The organism is Deferrisoma camini S3R1 (genome assembly GCF_000526155.1).
Lineage (GTDB): Bacteria > Desulfobacterota > Deferrisomatia > Deferrisomatales > Deferrisomataceae > Deferrisoma > Deferrisoma camini.
Genome location: NZ_JAFN01000001.1, coordinates 1,587,097 through 1,603,173, shown reverse-complemented (window position 1 = coordinate 1,603,173; position 16,077 = coordinate 1,587,097). Strand labels below are relative to the sequence as shown.

Below are 16,077 nucleotides of genomic sequence, written 5' to 3'. Positions count from 1 at the left end.
CTGCCTAGCCGCCTAGCGGGCCGAAGGGCCCCGACCGGCGACCAACGACCGACGACCGTAGACCGAAGTTACTGGGAAGAGGTCAGCCATGGAAATCATTCGTTCGGGAACGAACTTCGACTTTCTGGGGAAGCGCAAGGTCTTCTTCGCGGTGAGCGCGGCCCTGATCCTGATCGGGCTGGCGAGCCTGGTGGTGCGGGGTGGGCCCCGGTACGGCATCGACTTCGCCGGCGGCACCCTGATCCAAGTGAAGTTCCACAAGCCGGTCGAGGTCGGCGAGATCCGCTCGGCCCTGAAGGGCGTGATCCAGGGCCAGGTCGTGGTCCAATCGTTCGGCGAGGCGGACGAGTACATCATCCAGACCGAGAAGAGCTCTGGAGAGCTGGAGGGGTTGGCCAAACGGATCCACGACACCCTGGCCCAGAAGCTGGGGGACGACGCCGTGGAGATCCGGCGGGTCGAGATGGTGGGGCCCAAGGTGGGCCGGGATCTGAGGGAGAAGGGGCTCCTGGCGGTGCTGTTCTCCCTGGGCGCGATCCTGCTGTACATCTGGTGGCGGTTCGAGCTGCGGTTCGGGCTCGGCGCGGTGGCCGCCCTGTTCCACGACGTGCTGATCACGATCGGCGCGTTTTCCGTGTTCAACAAACAGTTCGATCTCACCACGGTGGCGGCGCTTCTGACCATCGTGGGGTACTCGCTGAACGACACGATCGTGGTGTTCGACCGGATCCGGGAGAACGTGAAGCGCGCCGGCGGGAAGGGCGACCTGGAAGCCATCATGAACCGGAGCGTCAACGAGACCCTCAGCCGCACGATCCTGACCTCGCTGACCACCCTGCTGGTGGTGGCGGCCCTGTTTCTGTTCGGTGGCGGCGTGATCCACGACTTCGCGTTCGCCCTGTTGGTCGGCATCATCGTGGGTACCTATTCCTCGATTTACATTGCGAGCCCGGTGGTGCTGGCCCTGGAGAAGCGGGTCGGCGGGGCCCGGGCGGTGGAGTCGCGGGCCTGATGCTGGCCCGTCGCTGGCGGATCCGCGCGTCCGAACCCGGGGCCTGGGAGAACCTCTCCCGGGCCCTTGGTGTTTCTGCGCTGGTGGCCCGGGTGCTGGCGGCCCGGGGGTTCAGGCCGGGCCCCGAGGCCGAGGCGTTTCTGAGGCCGCGACTCGCCTCCCTCCCGGACCCCTTCGGGATCCCGGGCATGGGTGCGGCAGCGGAGCGGGTGGCGCGGGCCGTTGAGACCCGGGAACCCCTGTGGGTCTACACCGACTACGACGTGGACGGGGTCACCTCAGCCGCGCTCCTGGCGGAGTTCCTGGAGGCGTGTGGCGCCGAGGTGCACTGCCGCCTGCCCCGCAGGGACCGGGAGGGCTACGGGCTCAAGGTGGAGCCCCTGGAGGAGATGGCGGCCGCCGGCGCCCGGGTGGTGGTGACGGCGGACTGCGGCATCCGGGCGGTGGATGCGGCCCGGCGTGCCCGGGAGCTGGGGGTGGACCTGGTGATCACCGACCACCACACCCCCGGGCCGGAGCTGCCGCCGGCCACGGCCCTGGTGAATCCCCGGCTCACCGGGGGAGAGTACCCGGAGCCGGCTCCGGCCGGGGTCGGGGTGGCCTGGAACCTGGCCGCGGCCGTGCGCTCGGTGCTCCGGGCGCACGGCCACTTCGCCTCACGGCCCGAGCCGGATCTCCGGGTGTGGCTGGACCTGGTGGCGGTGGGGACCGTGGCCGACATGGTGCCACTGCGCGGGGTGAATCGGGTGTTCGTGGCGGCGGGGCTCGGGTTGTGCAACCCGCCGCGTCGGCCCGGACTCCGGGCCATGGCCTCGGTGGCCGGGCTTCGCCCCCCTCTCACGGCCGGAAATCTGGGGTTTCACATCGGGCCGCGCCTCAACGCGGCCGGCCGCATGGAGGGGCCCCGGGCAGCCCTGGACCTTCTGCGCGCGGCATCCTCGGCGGAGGCCGTGGAGCACGCCCGGGTCCTCGACGGCCTCAACCGCCAACGCCAGGCCGAGGAGCGCTCGGCCGTGGCCGCGGCGCGGCAGCGGGTGGAGAAAGAGGGCTGGTGGCCCGGGCGCTACGGTTTCGTGCTCGAGGGGGACGACTGGCACCCCGGGGTGGTGGGGCTGGTGGCCTCCCGGCTGGTGGAGGCGTTCCATCGGCCCACGGTGGTCCTGGTGCCCCAGGGGGCGACCCTGAAGGGTTCGGCCCGGTCGATCCCCGGGCTCCACCTGGTGGAGGCTCTGGAAGACTGCCGAGACCTGCTCGTGCGTTACGGGGGGCACGCGGCCGCGGCCGGGCTGGAGCTGGAGCCCGGCGCGCTGGGGGCGTTTCGGGCGCGGTTTGAGGAGGTCGTGCGGAGCCGGGTCGGCGAGGAGGATCTGGTGCCGGTGCTCGAGGCGGACGCCGAGGTGGCCCTCTCGGAGCTGAACGACCAGACCGTGGCGGAGCTCGGGTGCCTCGAGCCCTTCGGCGTGGGGAACCCCCGCCCCGTGTTTGTCCTGCGGGGAGTGGAGGTGGTCTCGGAGCGGCCCCTCGGAGCCTCGGGAGACCACAGGGCCCTGGTCGTTGCCCAAGGGGGGGCGCGCCGGGAGGCGGTCGTGTGGCGCGTGCCGGAATCTTGGGGTTTTTTGCGGCCGGGGACCCGGGTGGACCTGGTGGCCACCGCGGGGCTCCATACCTGGAACGGCCGCACGACCGTCCGCCTCACGGTGAAAGACGCCCACCCCGCGGGGTGAGGGGCTCCGCCGCCTTTCAGCCTTCCAGCCTTCCAGCGCGCACGGGCCCCCTGCGGATCATCCGCAGGGGGCCCGTGCGCTCCTACTGCTTGAGCATCAGCGAGGGCAGCCAGGTCACGGCCTCGGGCCAGAACGCCACGACGATCAGGCCGATCACCTGGATCACCACGAACGGGATGATGCCCTTGTAGATGTGCCCCGTGGTGACCTCCTTGGGCGCCACCCCTTTCAGGTAGAACAGCGCGAACCCGAACGGGGGGGTGAGGAACGAGGTCTGGAGGTTCACCGCGATCAGCACGGCCAGCCACAGGGGGTCCACGCCCATGCTGATCATGATCGGGGCGAGCACGGGCACGTGGATGAAGGTGATCTCGATGAAGTCCAGGAAGAACCCGGCGACGAAGATGATCGACATGGTCACGACCAGGATGCCCCACTTGCCGAACGGCAGCCACTCGATGAACGCCCGCACCACGTCGTCGCCGCCCATCCCCCGGAACACCAGCCCGAAGGAGCCGGCCCCCACCAGGATGATGAACACCATGCAGGTGAGCTTGGTGGTGGCCTGCATCACGTCCCGGACGATCTGAAGGTTCAGCCGGCCCTTGGCCGCCGTCAGAATCGAAGCGCCCACCGCGCCGAGGGCGGCCGCCTCGGTGGGGGAGGCGATGCCTGCGAAGATCGAGCCCAGAACGGCCAGCATCAGGAACGCCGGCGGAATCAGGGCCACGACCACCCGACGCACCAGGTCCCATCCCTGGGTCTGGGCCCGCTCCTCGGCCGGGATGGGGGGCGCCCACTCGGGCCGCAGCCACCCCACGATGAGGATCCAGATGATGTACAGGCCGACCAGGATGAACCCGGGGATCACCGACCCGATGAACAGGTCGCCGATCGGCACGTTCATGATGTCGCCCAGGAGCACGAGCACGATCGATGGGGGGATGATCTGACCCAGGGTTCCGGATGCCGCGATCACGCCGGTGGCCAGCTCCTTCTGGTACCCCCGGCGGAGCATGGTGGGAAGCGACAGGAGCCCCATGGTCACCACGGTGGCGCCCACGATCCCGGTGGAGGCCGCCAGGAGCGCGCCCACCACCACGACCGAGATGGCCAGCCCGCCCCGCATCCGGCCAAACAGCAGGGCCATGGTCTCCAGCAGCTCCTCGGCCAGGCCCGAGCGCTCCAGCATCACCCCCATGTACACGAACAGGGGCACGGCCAGGAGGGTGAAGTTGGTGACGATGCCCCAGATCCGGAGGGGCAAAAGATTGAAGAAGTCGAACCCGAAGGCCATGTACCCGAACACGAGCGCGGTGCCGCCCAGGGTGAACGCCACCGGGAACCCGAACAGGAGCACGGCGAACAACACGCCGAACATGATGGCCGGCAGGATCTCGTGGATCGGCTCGAGCCAGGTCTCCATGCTCTCGGGAAGGGGCACCCACCCCTCCAGGCTCACCTTGATGACCGCTCCGAACAGCAGGAAGGCCACCGCGGCCGCGATCCAGAGCCACACCCACTTGCGGCCCGCGGCCTTGTCGGGGGCCGGGTGCTCCCGGAGGTACCGGTAGCTCTTGGCCGCTTCGGACACCCCCTGCAGCAGCAGGAGCACGAACCCCAGGGGGATCATGGCCTTCAGTGCGTACCGGGCCGGAAGGCCGCCGGGATCGGGCGAGGTCTCCCGCACCGCCCAAGAGTTCATGACGAACATCTTCGTGCACCAGATCACCAGAATCGTAAACGGGATCAGGGCGATCAGCGAGCCGATCAGGTTGATCCAGGCCCGTTTCCGTTCGTCCAAGCGCGCGTAGATGATGTCTACCCGGACGTGGGCGTCCTCCTTGAGCGTGTAGGCGGCCCCGATCAGGAACACCACGCCGAACAGGTGCCACTCCAGTTCCTGCAGTGCGATGTTCCCGTGCTGGAACCCGTAGCGCATGATGGTGTCGTAAGTCGTGAGCAGCACCATCCCCGTGGTGAGCCACGAGACCGCCCTCCCCACCCCGTCGTTCAGTCGGTCGATTCCCCGGGCGAGGCTGTCCAGCGGACCCATCGGACCTCCTTTCCGATCCTGGTGGACGATGTTTGATCTGGGTAAATTCTGAGGGGTCTGGCGAAAGGCGGCGAAACCCTATCACGGTTCGGGTTCGAAATTCCAGGCGAACCGGGCCCAAAAGCGGGACCATGGATTGGATGCGGTCCCGGGAAAGGGTTCGAGAAAACGAAACGGGGCGCGATCAATGCGTGGCAGTGGGGAGGACCCGGGCCAGCACGGCCGTGCCCAGCAGGGCCAGCAGGACCCGTGTGCCCAGGATCCAGCCGCCGTGGCCACCCACCACCACGAACAGGAGGGTGTCCTCCACCACGGCGTGGCAGGTGCACAGGAACAGGGCCAGCAGGAACGTCTCCCGCTCGGTCATCCGGCCGGAGCGGCTCTCCTGGATCAGGATGCCCGCGCCGTAGACGATGCCCAGGACCACGCCGGCGGCGAGACCCACCCCGGCCCCTTCGCCGAGTCCGAGCCGCCGCAGGGAGCCGGCGTACGGACCGAGCTTTCTCCGGACCCAGGGCCGGTCCCTCAGGACCTGGAACCCCACGGTTAGGGGCACGATGACCGCGGCCACCTGGCCCAGGGTGATCAGGGCGCGTCCCAGGGAATCGATGAGGTTCACGGCAGCACCAGGTGGAGGAGGGCCCCGGCCGAGAGCCCCAGGACGAGCCGAGCCGCGGCCAGGGCGAGCCAGTGACGGCAGACCTGCCGGATGACCGCGGTCTCCACCAAAAGGGCGTGGGCGATGCCCAGGACCAGCCCCAGGATCGTGACCTGCCGGGGCGCGAGCCCCAGGGGCGCCATCGCCCCCAGGGCGGCGTACAGGTTCACCGTGAACCCGGCCACCAGCGGCACTGCGGCCTCCCCAGGCAGCCCGAGCAGGCCCATGGCGGGTGCCAGGGCGTCGGCGATCCAGGGGATCACCGGCGTCTGGCGCAGCAGGTCGACGACCAGGTACGAGGGGACCAGCACGCGGGCCAGGATGCCCAGCGAGACCAGGCTTTTCGCCAGCCCTTCCCGTACCGATTCTCCCAGGGGGCGCGAAATGTCGGCGGATGCGTCCATCGAACCTCCGGAAGGCCCGGGGCCGGCCGGCGGGAGCCCGGTCCGAGCCCGTCTGCCGGAGCCGCAAAAGGTATCACTGACTCTGCAGGAAAGTGTGGATGTTTCGCGCTTTTCCCGAAAAGGGGATTGACACGGTCATGGAAAGGTTCTAAATTTGACTTGGAACGTTCCCCCGTTTGCCCCGGCCCTTTCCTCCTGGGGTCGGGGATTTTTTTGTCCACGGAACGGCTCCGGGGCGGGTTCTTCGCCCGCCCCGGAACATCGCCGGACTACGCCCCGAACTCCCGCTTCACGTACCGCCGGACCGTGTCCTCCAGATCCTCCTGCCAGTCCCGATGGTACACCGTGCGGGTGGCGATCTCCACCGCCGTGATGGCCGCGAGGATCTTGGCCGGGAGCCTGCCGACCCTCCGCCGGAACTTGGGGGTCCCACCCACCAGCGGGGGCAGGTGGGCCAGCACCACCCGCCGGTACACCGGCTGGGCCAACAGCTCCGGACGCCTGCGGAACAGGTCGAACAGCTCCGCGTACCGGGCGTTGATCTCCCGGCTGACCTCCGCCGAGATCTCGGTGAACAGCCGGGCCCGCCCGGCCTCCTTCCACCGCCGCAGGAGAAGGCGAGCCTCGTCCTCGGCTCGGCGCTCCAAGATCTCCAACACCTGCCCCACGTAGGAGGCCTTGAGGGCCAGGAATTCCTCGTCGTTCATGAGGAGGTTCGCCAGGATCTCGTACGACGAGCTGATCACGCCGCACTTGTTCGCCGAGGCGTCCCGGATCACCACCACCCCGCGGCGCTGAAGCTCTTCCCTCGCCCGGGGGGTGAGGTAGGAGTTGGCGCCCTCCACGATGGCCCGGCAGGTGGGGGTGCCGTCCGCCCCCAGCAGGTTCTCCCAGTTCTGGTCGTCGATCGTCTCGGGGCGTCCGCCGGCGGGGATGAACAGGTCGGCGGGCACGTGGAAGATGGCGCCGTCGAACTCCCGGTGGAACTCGTCGGTGGTCACCCACTGCTCCTCCACGCCGTTGGCCGTCCGCACCCACTTGCGGTACAGCTCCCGGAGACCCTCGCGTTTGCGCTGACGCCGCAGCAGCAGGTACCCCCCGGGGTGGAGCCGCTCGGGCCGGAACGCATCGATGTTGTCCTTCAGGATCAACCGGCCCAGCTCCTCCCGGTCGATGCCCTCGGGGTCGTACAGCACCCCGGAGCCGGCCACGATCAGCCGGATCGCCACGTTGGGGCACCGTTCCAGCAGCAGCCGCATGGCGTTGCCGGCCACGTCGCCGTTGGTCCCGCCCGTGATCTTCACGGTGAAGGGGTCCCGGGCCATGTCGATCCCGAGCTCCTCCATGGTGATCTCGGCGAACCGGATCACGCCCAGGGAGGTCACCCCGTACTCCTTGTGGTTGATGCCCACCCGTTTGGACGAGATGATCCCCTTGCCCAGCACGTAGCCGCGCTTCACGGCCTGGCGGGCGATTAGCTCGATCATGCCGTCGTGCATGTTCTCGTCGGGCCCCAGCTCAATCGGCTCGTCCTCACCGTAGTAGTCCACCACCCGGGGGTGGGCGGCCCGGCCGTCCCGGGTCACGAACAGGTCGAGGAACGCGTTGAGGAACCCGTACTGGAGCTTGTAGAGCCGCTGGGTCACCAGGGCCGGGTCGGCCAGGTCCGAGGCGTCCATCACCACGGTCATCTTCGACCCGCCCTCGTAGATGTCCTTGTTCTTGAGGTGCTGGGTGTGGGCCAGCACGTACACCTCGCGCAGCAGGGTGTTGGCGTTGGTGACGAAGTCGTCGGCGCTACGGCAGATGATGGTGCGCCACCCGCCCCGGGCGATGTCGGAGAACCCCACGTGGTACCCCGCACCGTGGCGGCCGAAGAAGAACGTGATCCGGAACGGCTCGCCCTTCGGCAGGTCGGAGGTGAACTCCTCACCCATCTGCCTCAGGTAGGCCGGGTCGAGCCGGAACGCCAGGGCGTGTTTCTCGGGCACGAAGAAGTTGGTCTTCAGGGTGTGCTCGATCATCAGCAGCGCGGTGCGGAAGATCGTGCGGCGTACCTCGTCCAGATGCCGGTGGCCGGTGTTGTAGTTGGCCACCAGGGTCTCCACCTCCTCCCTCGCGGCCGCGTAGGCCTGTTCCCGGTCGGTTCGGTCCGGGTCGAACCGGGCCCGGAACAGCCGAATCAGGGCCAGGGCCACGTTCGGGTTCGCGTAGAACGCCCGCTTCACCTCGCCCAGGTCGAACCGGTCGGGCTGGTTGTGGGCCAGGTTGGTGTGGCAGAACGCGATGAACGCGTTGGTGAGGGTGGCGTCCTCGCCGGTCATGGTGCCCTGGGCCACGTACTCGGTGTACAGGGGGCCCCCCGGCGACAGGATCTGGGTGTTGTACAGCTCGCTCTGGAGGGTCCGGAACAGGGGCGAGTCCTTCTGCAACAGCTCCCCGCTCCGGGTGGTCACGTAGAAGGTGCCCAGGAAGTAAGGGTGGACGCCGGTGCTGATGGTCAGGCAGTAGGCACGGCGCACCCCCAGGTCGAGGCGGTTGAACACCTCCATGGTCTGGGCCAGGAACCCGGGCCGGGGGGGGTTGCCCACCGCGAACAGCACCCGGGACTCCCGGTGGTGGACCACGTCTTCGGTGTTCTCCACGTCCAGGTACAGGCCGTCGTGGCGCCGGGCCGTCTGGTACAGCCACAGGATCCGGGCCACCCGCTCGGGCGGAGAGATGCGCATGTAGTGCTCGTTGTTGAGCCACAGGAGCCCCAGCACCCGGTCGAGTTCCGTGAAATCAAACTCTGGGTACATCCGGCGCATGGCCCGGGCCACCCCCCGGCGGACGGACGCCGGTACCTCGGGCGGGGCGGCCTGGGCGATCTCGGCGTGGTCCTTGGGGGAGAACTCGAACCGCTGGATCTCCAGCTCGCAGCACAGCTCGGGAATCGGCTCGTAGGAGTGGGTGATCTCGGCGTACGAGATCTCCCTTTCGGCCAGCTCCCGGAACGAGGCGTACACCGTGCCGGGCAGGTTCAGGCAGGCCAGGATCAGCTTCTTCTCCTGGTCGGTCAGGATCATCCGGCGGCTGTGGGTGAGGGCGTGGAGCCCCGACGCCAGCTGGACCAACGCCTCGGTCTCCTCCTTCATGGTGATGAAGAAGTACGGATGCATGTGGTCGCGTAGCCATTCCAGGTTCCGGCGGGCCTGCTCCTGGTGCCCCTTCAGGGTCTGGCGAAGGCGGCGGTAGACCGGTTTGGCGGCGTCGGGATACATGGATACCTCCGTTTGGTTTGGTGGGATCAAACAATGCTCGGTGTGTACCAAAGGCGGGCGGCCGTGTCCAGAACAAAACGGCGGGTTAATGCCGCTTCAGAAACACCCCCTCAGGATCGACCGTGGTGCGTAGGATCTCAAGCTCCTCCCGGGTGGGAGGCGGGGTCTCCCCGGCCTCGGAGAGGTCCAAGGGAAACCCGGTCTCGGTCTGCACGTGTTCCGGGGGGATGCCGGGGTGGGCGGAGGCCAGGTAGGGCTCCTTGGTGTCGGGCCGGAACCGGATGACGCCCAGGGTGGTGACCACCGCGGCCGGGCCGCCGCCCCGGATCCCGGCCCGGGCGCGGGAGTCGCCGCCCTCGATCCAGCCGGGGCTGGTGCGGTAGTCCACCCGTTCCGGGAACCGGCGGCGCTCGTGGCGGGCGATGATGACCGTGCGGCCGGCCAGGGCGGCCACGTCGGCCGCGCCCCCGCTGCCCGAGAACCGCACCGAGGGCCGCAGATAGTCCCCGAGGGCGGTGGAGTTGATGTTCCCGTACCGGTCCACCTGGGCCCCGCCCAGGAACCCCACGTCGATCCGGCCGCCCTGCAGGAGGTAGGTGAACGCCTCCATCAGGCCCGCGGCCATGGCCGCGCCGGTCAGGGTGCGCGAGTCGCCCACGCTCATGGGCAGGTGGAGCATGCGGGGGTCCACGCCCCCGGCCTCGAACACAAGAACGCAGCCCGGTGCATGGGTGCGTTGGGCCAGCATGGCCGCGAGCATCGGAAGCCCCGTGCCGGCGAACACCACCTCGCCGTCCCGGATCTCCCGGGCCGCGGCCACGGTCATCAGCTCGAAGGTGGAGAACGCGGCCTTCACGGTCTCCTCCGCAGCTCGGGGTTGTACCCCAGGCCGGAACGGGCCCGCAGGGTGTCCAGGTGCTCGGGGCCGCCCACGGCCTCCAGGTAGGCTGCGTGGTCGGCCGGCCCGAACACGAACCGGTCCAGGTAGGCCCGGAAGGCCTCGTCGGAGCGGGCCGCCTCGGCGTACAGGGCCAGGTGTCGGGGGTCGTAGTCGTAGTAGTTGTGCACGCTGTGGGGGTGCGCCCCGAACGGCACGGGCACCACGGCGTGCACGGCGAAGGGGGGGATGCGGTTTCGCTCGGGCTCCCGCCGGAGCTCCTCGTCGTCCACCAGCTCCTCGCAGGTCACGATGACCCGGTCGGCGGCCAGGGCCTGCTGCACGTCCAGGAACTCCTGTCCCTCGATCCGCAGGAGTCCCCGGGGGCTGGCCCTCTGGACGTGGAGCAGGCACAGGTCGGTGCGGATAGCGGGCACGAGCACCACCGGCTCGCCGGTAAACGGGCAGTCGATCACCGCCGCCTTCTTGGGGGCGGCCGTGGGATCGGTCCGGCGCACCTCGGCCGGCAGCCCCTCCTTCTCCAGCAGGTCGGTGCCGAGCATCGAGCGCACCGGGAAGAACGGCAGGCCCATGGCGCCGGCGGAGAACCGGGCCATCATGGCGGCGTTGGAGTAGTCCTCGAACTCCAGCCGGCCGGCCTCCACGAACCGGCGCCAGTTGGGGGCGATGGGGGCGAACACCCCGTCGGCCAGGTACGCCGCCTCCACCCGGCGCACGCACCCGGCGCCGATCAGCAGGTCCACGTCGCTGCCGGCCGAGTGGCAGTACACCACCAGGTCCTTGACGCCTCGCCGAACGAGGGCCCGCAGCAGCGCCGTGGGGTGCCGCTGGCTCGTGAACCCGCCGATGGACACCGTGGCCCCCGACGGCACGAGGGCCGCGGCCTCCTCCAAGGAGATCACCTTGTCGATCACGGAGCCGGTCCCATCCACTCTCAATCGTTCCCCGGCCCGGGCCGGCCAGCCGGGTCCCAGCCCCGCAGGGCGTAGTACTCCCGCCGCATCCGCTCGAAGTCGTCCCGCCGCAGCACGGCCCCGGTCTCGGGCAGGGGCTCGTCGAAGAACCGCGGCGGCAGCCGGTCGTCGTCCGCGGTGAGGCCCTCATTCATGTTGAACCGACGGACCGCGTCCGCGATCCGGCGGGCCGTGGCCCGAAGCTCGTCCCGCCCCCCCTCCACGCCCAGGGTGAGCCGGGCGATCTCGGCCAGCTCCTCCCAGCCGTAGAAGTCCCGGTAGAACCGGCACAGGATCAGGGCGTCCATGAGGGCGAGCCGGTCCTCGTAGTCCATGAGGAGTGCGGCCTTGCCCTCCACCTGTTCCGGCGGGATCTGACCCGACAGCTCGGCCTTGTAGAACGTGGTCCGCAGGTGGCAGGCGCCCCGGTCCGAGGTGGCGTAGGCCAGGCCCATGCCCGGCAGGACCCGGGGGTCGTACCCGGCCGGCTCCAGCCCCTTCACGTGGATCGCCGCGCCCTCGAGACCCCACTGCCGGGCCGCGGCCACGATGCCCCGGGCGAGCACCTCGCCCAGGCCCTCGCGCCGGGCGATCTGGCCCAGGAGCCGCTCGGCCGCCTCCACGTCCCCGAACGCCACCGTCTCGTCCACGGCGCCGCGTTCCGACGCCTCCATGGCAAAGGCCACCAGGTTGCCCGCGCTGATCGTGTCCAGGCCGAGCCGATCGCACACATCGTTCAGGTGGGCCACGGCCTCGATCGGGGCGATCTCGCACAGGCCTCCGAACGCGTAGATGGTCTCGTACTCCGGGCCCTCGATCACCAGGCCCTCGTACGGCCCCGAGGTCACCCGGGTCAGCTTGCCGCAGGCCATGAAGCACCGGGCGCAGGCCTTGGGCTTCACCTCGCACCGGGTCAGGAGCGCCTCGGCCGAGATCTCGTCCACCCGCCCCGACCGGCCCCGGTGCCAGTAGCGGTTGGGGAACGCGCCCACGGTGTTGAGCAGGGCCACCATGTTGGGGGTGCCGTAGTTCCGGTAGGTCTGGGCCGCCGGGCTGCCGCGCCGCTCGGCCACGGTGCGCCGGGCGAACGCCCGCACCCCGTCGGGGTCGGCCAGGGGCCGGGAGGCCGATCCGTGGAACACCACGCCCTTCACCCGCTTCGAGCCCATCACCGCGCCGGCGCCGGTACGCCCCGCGCACCGCCATTTGTCGTTGGCCACGATGGAAAGGACCACCCCGTTCTCGCCGGCCGGGCCGATCACGCACGCCCCGACGCGGCCGCTCCCGCCGAACCGCTCCACCAGGGCGGCCTCGGCGACAAACGTGTCCTGGCCCCACAGGTCCGAGGCGTCGTGGAACCGGCCCTGGCCGTCCCCTACCTCCAGCACCACCGGGTCGTCCGCCCGGCCCAGGAGGACCACGGCGTCCACCCCTGCCTTGGCGATCTTCTCGGCCAGCTTCCCGCCGGAGTACGACTCGGAGAAGAACCCGGTCTGGGGGCTCTTGGTCACCAGGGCGTGGCGGCACGAACCGGGGATCGGCGTGCCGGCCACCGGGCCGGCCAGGAGGACCAGGGGGTTCTCGGGCGCCAGGGGATCCACGCCCACCAGCCCGTACCGCTCCAGGAGCCACACCCCCAGCCCCTTGCCCCCCCACATGCCCCGGGCCACCTCCTCGGGCACCTCCTCGATCCGGCAGGTCCGCTGGGTGGCATCGGCCACGAGCACGCGTCCATAGAAGCCGTTCATGACGCTCCTCCGTCTCACAGGCCCAGGTACGCCTGTCGGATGGCCGGGTCGGCCTCCAGGTCCGCCGCCGAGCCCTCGCGCACCACCCGGCCGTTTTCGATCACGTAGCAGTAGTCGGCCACCCGGATCGCGTGGTGGACGTTTTGCTCCACCAGGAAGATCGTAAGCCCCTGGCGGTGCAGCTCCCGAATAATACCAAAGATCTCCCGGACGAGAATCGGGGCCAGCCCCAGGCTGGGTTCGTCGAACATGATGAGTTGGGGTTCCTGCATCAAGCCCCGGCCGATCGCCAGCATCTGCTGTTCGCCGCCCGACAGGGTTTCGGCCGGTTGGGAGCGCCGTTCCGCCAGGCGGGGGAACAGTTCGTACACCCGGGAGAGGTTGCGTTTGCGGTTTGCCCGGGTCCTGGGTAGGTACGACCCCACGATCAGGTTCTCCTCCACGGTCATCTGGGGGAACAACTGCCGGCCCTCGGGCACCAGGGTGATCCCCAGGTCCGCCACCTCGTGGGCCTCGCAGCGGGTGATCTCCCAACCTGCGTATCGCACCGTTCCAGACGATGCTTTGATCTGGCCGCAGATGGTCCGGAGGGTGGTGGTCTTGCCCGCGCCGTTGGCGCCCAGCAGGGTAACGAGTTGACCCGGGGCCACCGAGAGAGAAACGTCCCACAGTGCCTGCACGTCGCCGTAATGGGCGGACACCGTCTCGAGGACCAGCTCGCTCATGCCGCCGCCTCCCCGAGGTAGGCCTCGATCACTCCGGGGTCCTGGGCCACCTGTTGAGGCGGCCCCTCGGCGATCTTCGCCCCGTAGTTGAGCACCACCACCCGGTCACTGATGTTCATGATCACCCGCATGATGTGCTCCACGATCAGGATGCTCACCCCGCTGCGGTGAATGTTCAGAATCAGTTCGATCGTGCGGTCGGCCTCGGTGGGGTTCAGGCCGGCCACCACCTCGTCGAGCAGCAGGAGTCGGGGGTTGAGGCTCAGGGCCTTGGCGATCTCGAGCCGTTTCCTCCCGGCCAGGGTCAGGCCCGAGGCCGGTCGGCCGGCCCGATCGGCCAGGCCCGTGACCTCGAGGATCTCCCAGGCCCTCTGCTGTGCATGCCGGCGACGGGGGTGGTGGAGCAGGCATGCCACGGTCACGTTCTCCAGCACCGTCAGGCCCGCGAAGGGCTTGACGATCTGGAAGGTGCGGGCGATGCCGAGACGGGCCAAATGAAACGGCCGCTGGCCGGTGACGTCCTTGCCGTCGAACCGCACCCGGCCCCGGCTGGGGCGGCAGTACCCGCTCACCACGTTGAACAAGGTGGTCTTGCCCGCGCCGTTGGGGCCGATGAGCCCCACGATCTCGCCGGATCCCACCGAAAACGAGACGTCGTCGAGGGCACGCAGGCCGCCGAAAATCATGGACACCTGGTCCACGGCCAGAAGTTCACGGCTCATGGGGCTGCCTCCCGAAGCTCTGGAGGATTTTCGTCCGCCGGTTCCGGCGACCTGGGGGCTTCGGCCCGGCCGCGGCCGGTCAGCAGACCGATCAGGCCGTCGGGCAGGAACACCACGCTCAGGGCGATCACGGTCCCGAGGATGATGAGGTACAGCACCTGGTACTCGGACAGGTAGGCCCAGAAAAAGGTCTTGAAGGCGTAGACCAGCACCGCGCCCACGGCCGGCCCCACCAAGGTGCCCAGCCCTCCGAACACGGCCATCACCACCGATTGGTCGGTGACCAGGTCGCCCAGGACCGATGCCGGGTCGATGAACGTGATCCAGTAGGCGTACACCCCGCCGAGGATTCCGGCCGGTACCGTGGAGAGCACGAAGGCCTGGATCTTGATGGCGGTGGGCTTCAGCCCCAGGGCCATGGCACCCTCTTCGTCCTCCCGGATCGCCTGGAGCTTGAGCCCGAAGGCCGAGCGTTCCAGGAGGATCCACAGGACGACGAAGATCACGCTCACCAGGGCCCACATCAAATAGTAGAAGAACAGGGGGTTCAGGAAAGGGGGAAGCCGCATGCCGTCGGGGCCGCCGGTGAACTCCAGCACCAGTGCGAGCTGTTGCACGGCCCTGGCCAAGGCCCAGGTGGCGATGGCGAAGTAAGCCCCTTTCAACCTCAGGGTAGGGAGCCCTGCCACGACCGCGGCAGCTCCGGCCAGTACTCCTCCGGCGGCCAGCGCCAGGGCGAACGGCCAGTGACCGCGCATCATCAGCACGGCCGTGGTGTAGGCGCCGAGGCCGAAAAAGGCCCCGTGCCCGAAGTTGAGATACCCGGTGTAACCGCCGAGCACGTCCCACGCCACGGCCAGCCCGATCCACATCATGGCTTCGGTGACCACCCGCAGGGCAAACGTGTCCCGGGTGAGAAGGGGGATCACGGCGAACACCACGGCCGTGATCCCGGCCCACAGGGCCCTGGATCGTCGCATCCGTCACACTCCCTTCGCGAAAAGCCCCCGGGGCGAGACGAGGAGAATCAGGTACAGGATGGCGAACACCGCGAGCAGGGTATAGCTGGGGTTGCCGTAGACCAGGAAGAGCGACTGCACGAGCCCCAACAGGAACGCGGCCCACGGCACACCCGCTAGGTAACCCATGCCGGCCAGGACGACCACGAAGAACGCCAGGATCGTGTAGTCGCCTCCCATCTGGGCGCTGATCGAGAAGATCGAGCCGATCACCACGCCGGTCATGGCGCTCACGCCCACGTGGATCCCGTACACCCACGAGCTGATCCGGCGTGCGTTGATACCCATGAGTCCGGCCGCATCCCGATTCTGGGCCAGGGCCCGCACCGCCAGCCCGAAGTCGGTGTGGCGCAGCACCCAATGGAGAACGGCCGTTATCCCGATGGCGTACACGAACCCCACCAGCCGGATGGCCGGTACGGTCACGAACAGGCCCCCGGCCTCCAGAAACCAGGAACGCGCGCTCAGCACCGACGGGATCGAGTGGCTGAAGAACCCGAACACGGTCAGGCCTGCGCCCCGGATGGCCAGCATGAGTCCGAAGGTGAACACGAGTCCCATGAGCACCGGGTTGCCCCGACGGCCGCTCACGGCCCGGTGGATCACCGGCTGGATGGCGTATCCCACGGCCGTGAACACGGCGAACACAACGGGCAGGAGGAGCAACGGGTCGAGGCCGGTCCACCCCTGCAGGTAGTAGCCCAGGAACGCGCCCAGCATGATCCACTCGCCCACCGCGAAGTCGATGATATGCATCACCCCGAACGCGAGCGAGAACCCCAGGGCCACTGTGATGTAGACGCCGCCGATCAGAAGGCCGTCCAGGACGGCCTGGGGAAGGAGCTGCCAGAGCACGGGAACCTCCGTGAAAGGGAGCCGGGCCCGAGAAAGGCCC

At 69.1% G+C, this 16,077-nt stretch carries 13 protein-coding genes; 2 read left to right on the top strand and 11 right to left on the bottom strand.

The features are described 5' to 3' along the window. Positions 1–88: 88 nt before the first annotated feature. Complete coding sequence (secF, locus tag DEFCA_RS0107070; RefSeq protein WP_025322327.1) at positions 89–1,012, top strand: protein translocase subunit SecF; 924 nt, start codon at positions 89–91, stop codon at positions 1,010–1,012. Further along, the gene (gene recJ / locus DEFCA_RS0107065) at positions 1,012–2,736 is read left to right on the top strand and encodes a single-stranded-DNA-specific exonuclease RecJ (RefSeq protein ID WP_025322326.1); all 1,725 of its coding nucleotides are present in this window, start codon (positions 1,012–1,014) and stop codon (positions 2,734–2,736) included. Before secF ends, recJ begins: the two co-directional genes overlap by 1 nt. Before the next feature lie 82 nt (positions 2,737–2,818). Here the strand turns inward: recJ and DEFCA_RS0107060 are convergent, their stop codons facing one another. The 11 genes from DEFCA_RS0107060 to DEFCA_RS0107010 form a co-directional block, all read right to left on the bottom strand. Beyond that, complete coding sequence (locus DEFCA_RS0107060) at positions 2,819–4,792, bottom strand: TRAP transporter large permease subunit (RefSeq protein WP_084318902.1); 1,974 nt, start codon at positions 4,790–4,792, stop codon at positions 2,819–2,821. 184 nt (positions 4,793–4,976) lie between these two features. Continuing rightward, positions 4,977–5,411 (bottom strand): hypothetical protein, encoded by a 435-nt coding sequence (locus DEFCA_RS0107055; RefSeq protein WP_025322324.1) that lies wholly within the window; start codon positions 5,409–5,411, stop codon positions 4,977–4,979. Beyond that, positions 5,408–5,854 carry a nucleoside recognition domain-containing protein gene (locus DEFCA_RS19235; protein ID WP_025322323.1) on the bottom strand — a complete coding sequence of 149 codons (447 nt, stop codon included), beginning with the start codon at positions 5,852–5,854 and terminating at the stop codon, positions 5,408–5,410. Before DEFCA_RS19235 ends, DEFCA_RS0107055 begins: the two co-directional genes overlap by 4 nt. A gap of 269 nt (positions 5,855–6,123) precedes the next feature. Further along, a complete protein-coding gene (locus DEFCA_RS0107045) occupies positions 6,124–9,117 on the bottom strand; it encodes an NAD-glutamate dehydrogenase domain-containing protein (protein WP_025322322.1) in 2,994 nt (997 codons plus the stop codon). An 85-nt stretch (positions 9,118–9,202) separates the two neighbouring features. Next, positions 9,203–9,973, bottom strand: a complete 771-nt coding sequence (locus tag DEFCA_RS0107040; RefSeq protein ID WP_025322321.1) for a CoA-transferase subunit beta — start codon at positions 9,971–9,973, stop codon at positions 9,203–9,205. Next, complete coding sequence (locus DEFCA_RS0107035) at positions 9,970–10,929, bottom strand: CoA transferase subunit A (protein WP_169709489.1); 960 nt, start codon at positions 10,927–10,929, stop codon at positions 9,970–9,972. The genes DEFCA_RS0107040 and DEFCA_RS0107035 overlap by 4 nt, the downstream gene beginning before the upstream one ends. A gap of 20 nt (positions 10,930–10,949) precedes the next feature. Next, positions 10,950–12,716 (bottom strand): aldehyde ferredoxin oxidoreductase family protein, encoded by a 1,767-nt coding sequence (locus DEFCA_RS0107030; protein ID WP_025322319.1) that lies wholly within the window; start codon positions 12,714–12,716, stop codon positions 10,950–10,952. 14 nt (positions 12,717–12,730) lie between these two features. Further along, positions 12,731–13,441 (bottom strand): ABC transporter ATP-binding protein, encoded by a 711-nt coding sequence (locus DEFCA_RS0107025; RefSeq protein ID WP_029733707.1) that lies wholly within the window; start codon positions 13,439–13,441, stop codon positions 12,731–12,733. Beyond that, positions 13,438–14,163 carry an ABC transporter ATP-binding protein gene (locus DEFCA_RS0107020; protein ID WP_025322317.1) on the bottom strand — a complete coding sequence of 242 codons (726 nt, stop codon included), beginning with the start codon at positions 14,161–14,163 and terminating at the stop codon, positions 13,438–13,440. The genes DEFCA_RS0107025 and DEFCA_RS0107020 overlap by 4 nt, the downstream gene beginning before the upstream one ends. Then, positions 14,160–15,143, bottom strand: coding sequence for a branched-chain amino acid ABC transporter permease (locus DEFCA_RS0107015; protein ID WP_025322316.1), 984 nt, complete (start codon positions 15,141–15,143; stop codon positions 14,160–14,162). Before DEFCA_RS0107015 ends, DEFCA_RS0107020 begins: the two co-directional genes overlap by 4 nt. 3 nt (positions 15,144–15,146) lie before the next feature. Continuing rightward, a complete protein-coding gene (locus DEFCA_RS0107010) occupies positions 15,147–16,037 on the bottom strand; it encodes a branched-chain amino acid ABC transporter permease (RefSeq protein WP_025322315.1) in 891 nt (296 codons plus the stop codon). Positions 16,038–16,077 lie beyond the last annotated feature (40 nt).

Bases quoted from the DNA above. Each gene is read 5' to 3' on its own strand.
- secF (WP_025322327.1), top strand. From the start codon at position 89: ATGGAAATCATTCGTTCGGGAACGAACTTCGACTTTCTGGGGAAGCGC.
- recJ (WP_025322326.1), top strand. From the start codon at position 1,012: ATGCTGGCCCGTCGCTGGCGGATCCGCGCGTCCGAACCCGGGGCCTGG.
- DEFCA_RS0107060 (WP_084318902.1), bottom strand. From the start codon at position 4,792: ATGGGTCCGCTGGACAGCCTCGCCCGGGGAATCGACCGACTGAACGAC.
- DEFCA_RS19235 (WP_025322323.1), bottom strand. From the start codon at position 5,854: ATGGACGCATCCGCCGACATTTCGCGCCCCCTGGGAGAATCGGTACGG.
- DEFCA_RS0107045 (WP_025322322.1), bottom strand. From the start codon at position 9,117: ATGTATCCCGACGCCGCCAAACCGGTCTACCGCCGCCTTCGCCAGACC.
- DEFCA_RS0107030 (WP_025322319.1), bottom strand. From the start codon at position 12,716: ATGAACGGCTTCTATGGACGCGTGCTCGTGGCCGATGCCACCCAGCGG.
- DEFCA_RS0107025 (WP_029733707.1), bottom strand. From the start codon at position 13,441: ATGAGCGAGCTGGTCCTCGAGACGGTGTCCGCCCATTACGGCGACGTG.
- DEFCA_RS0107020 (WP_025322317.1), bottom strand. From the start codon at position 14,163: ATGAGCCGTGAACTTCTGGCCGTGGACCAGGTGTCCATGATTTTCGGC.
- DEFCA_RS0107015 (WP_025322316.1), bottom strand. From the start codon at position 15,143: ATGCGACGATCCAGGGCCCTGTGGGCCGGGATCACGGCCGTGGTGTTC.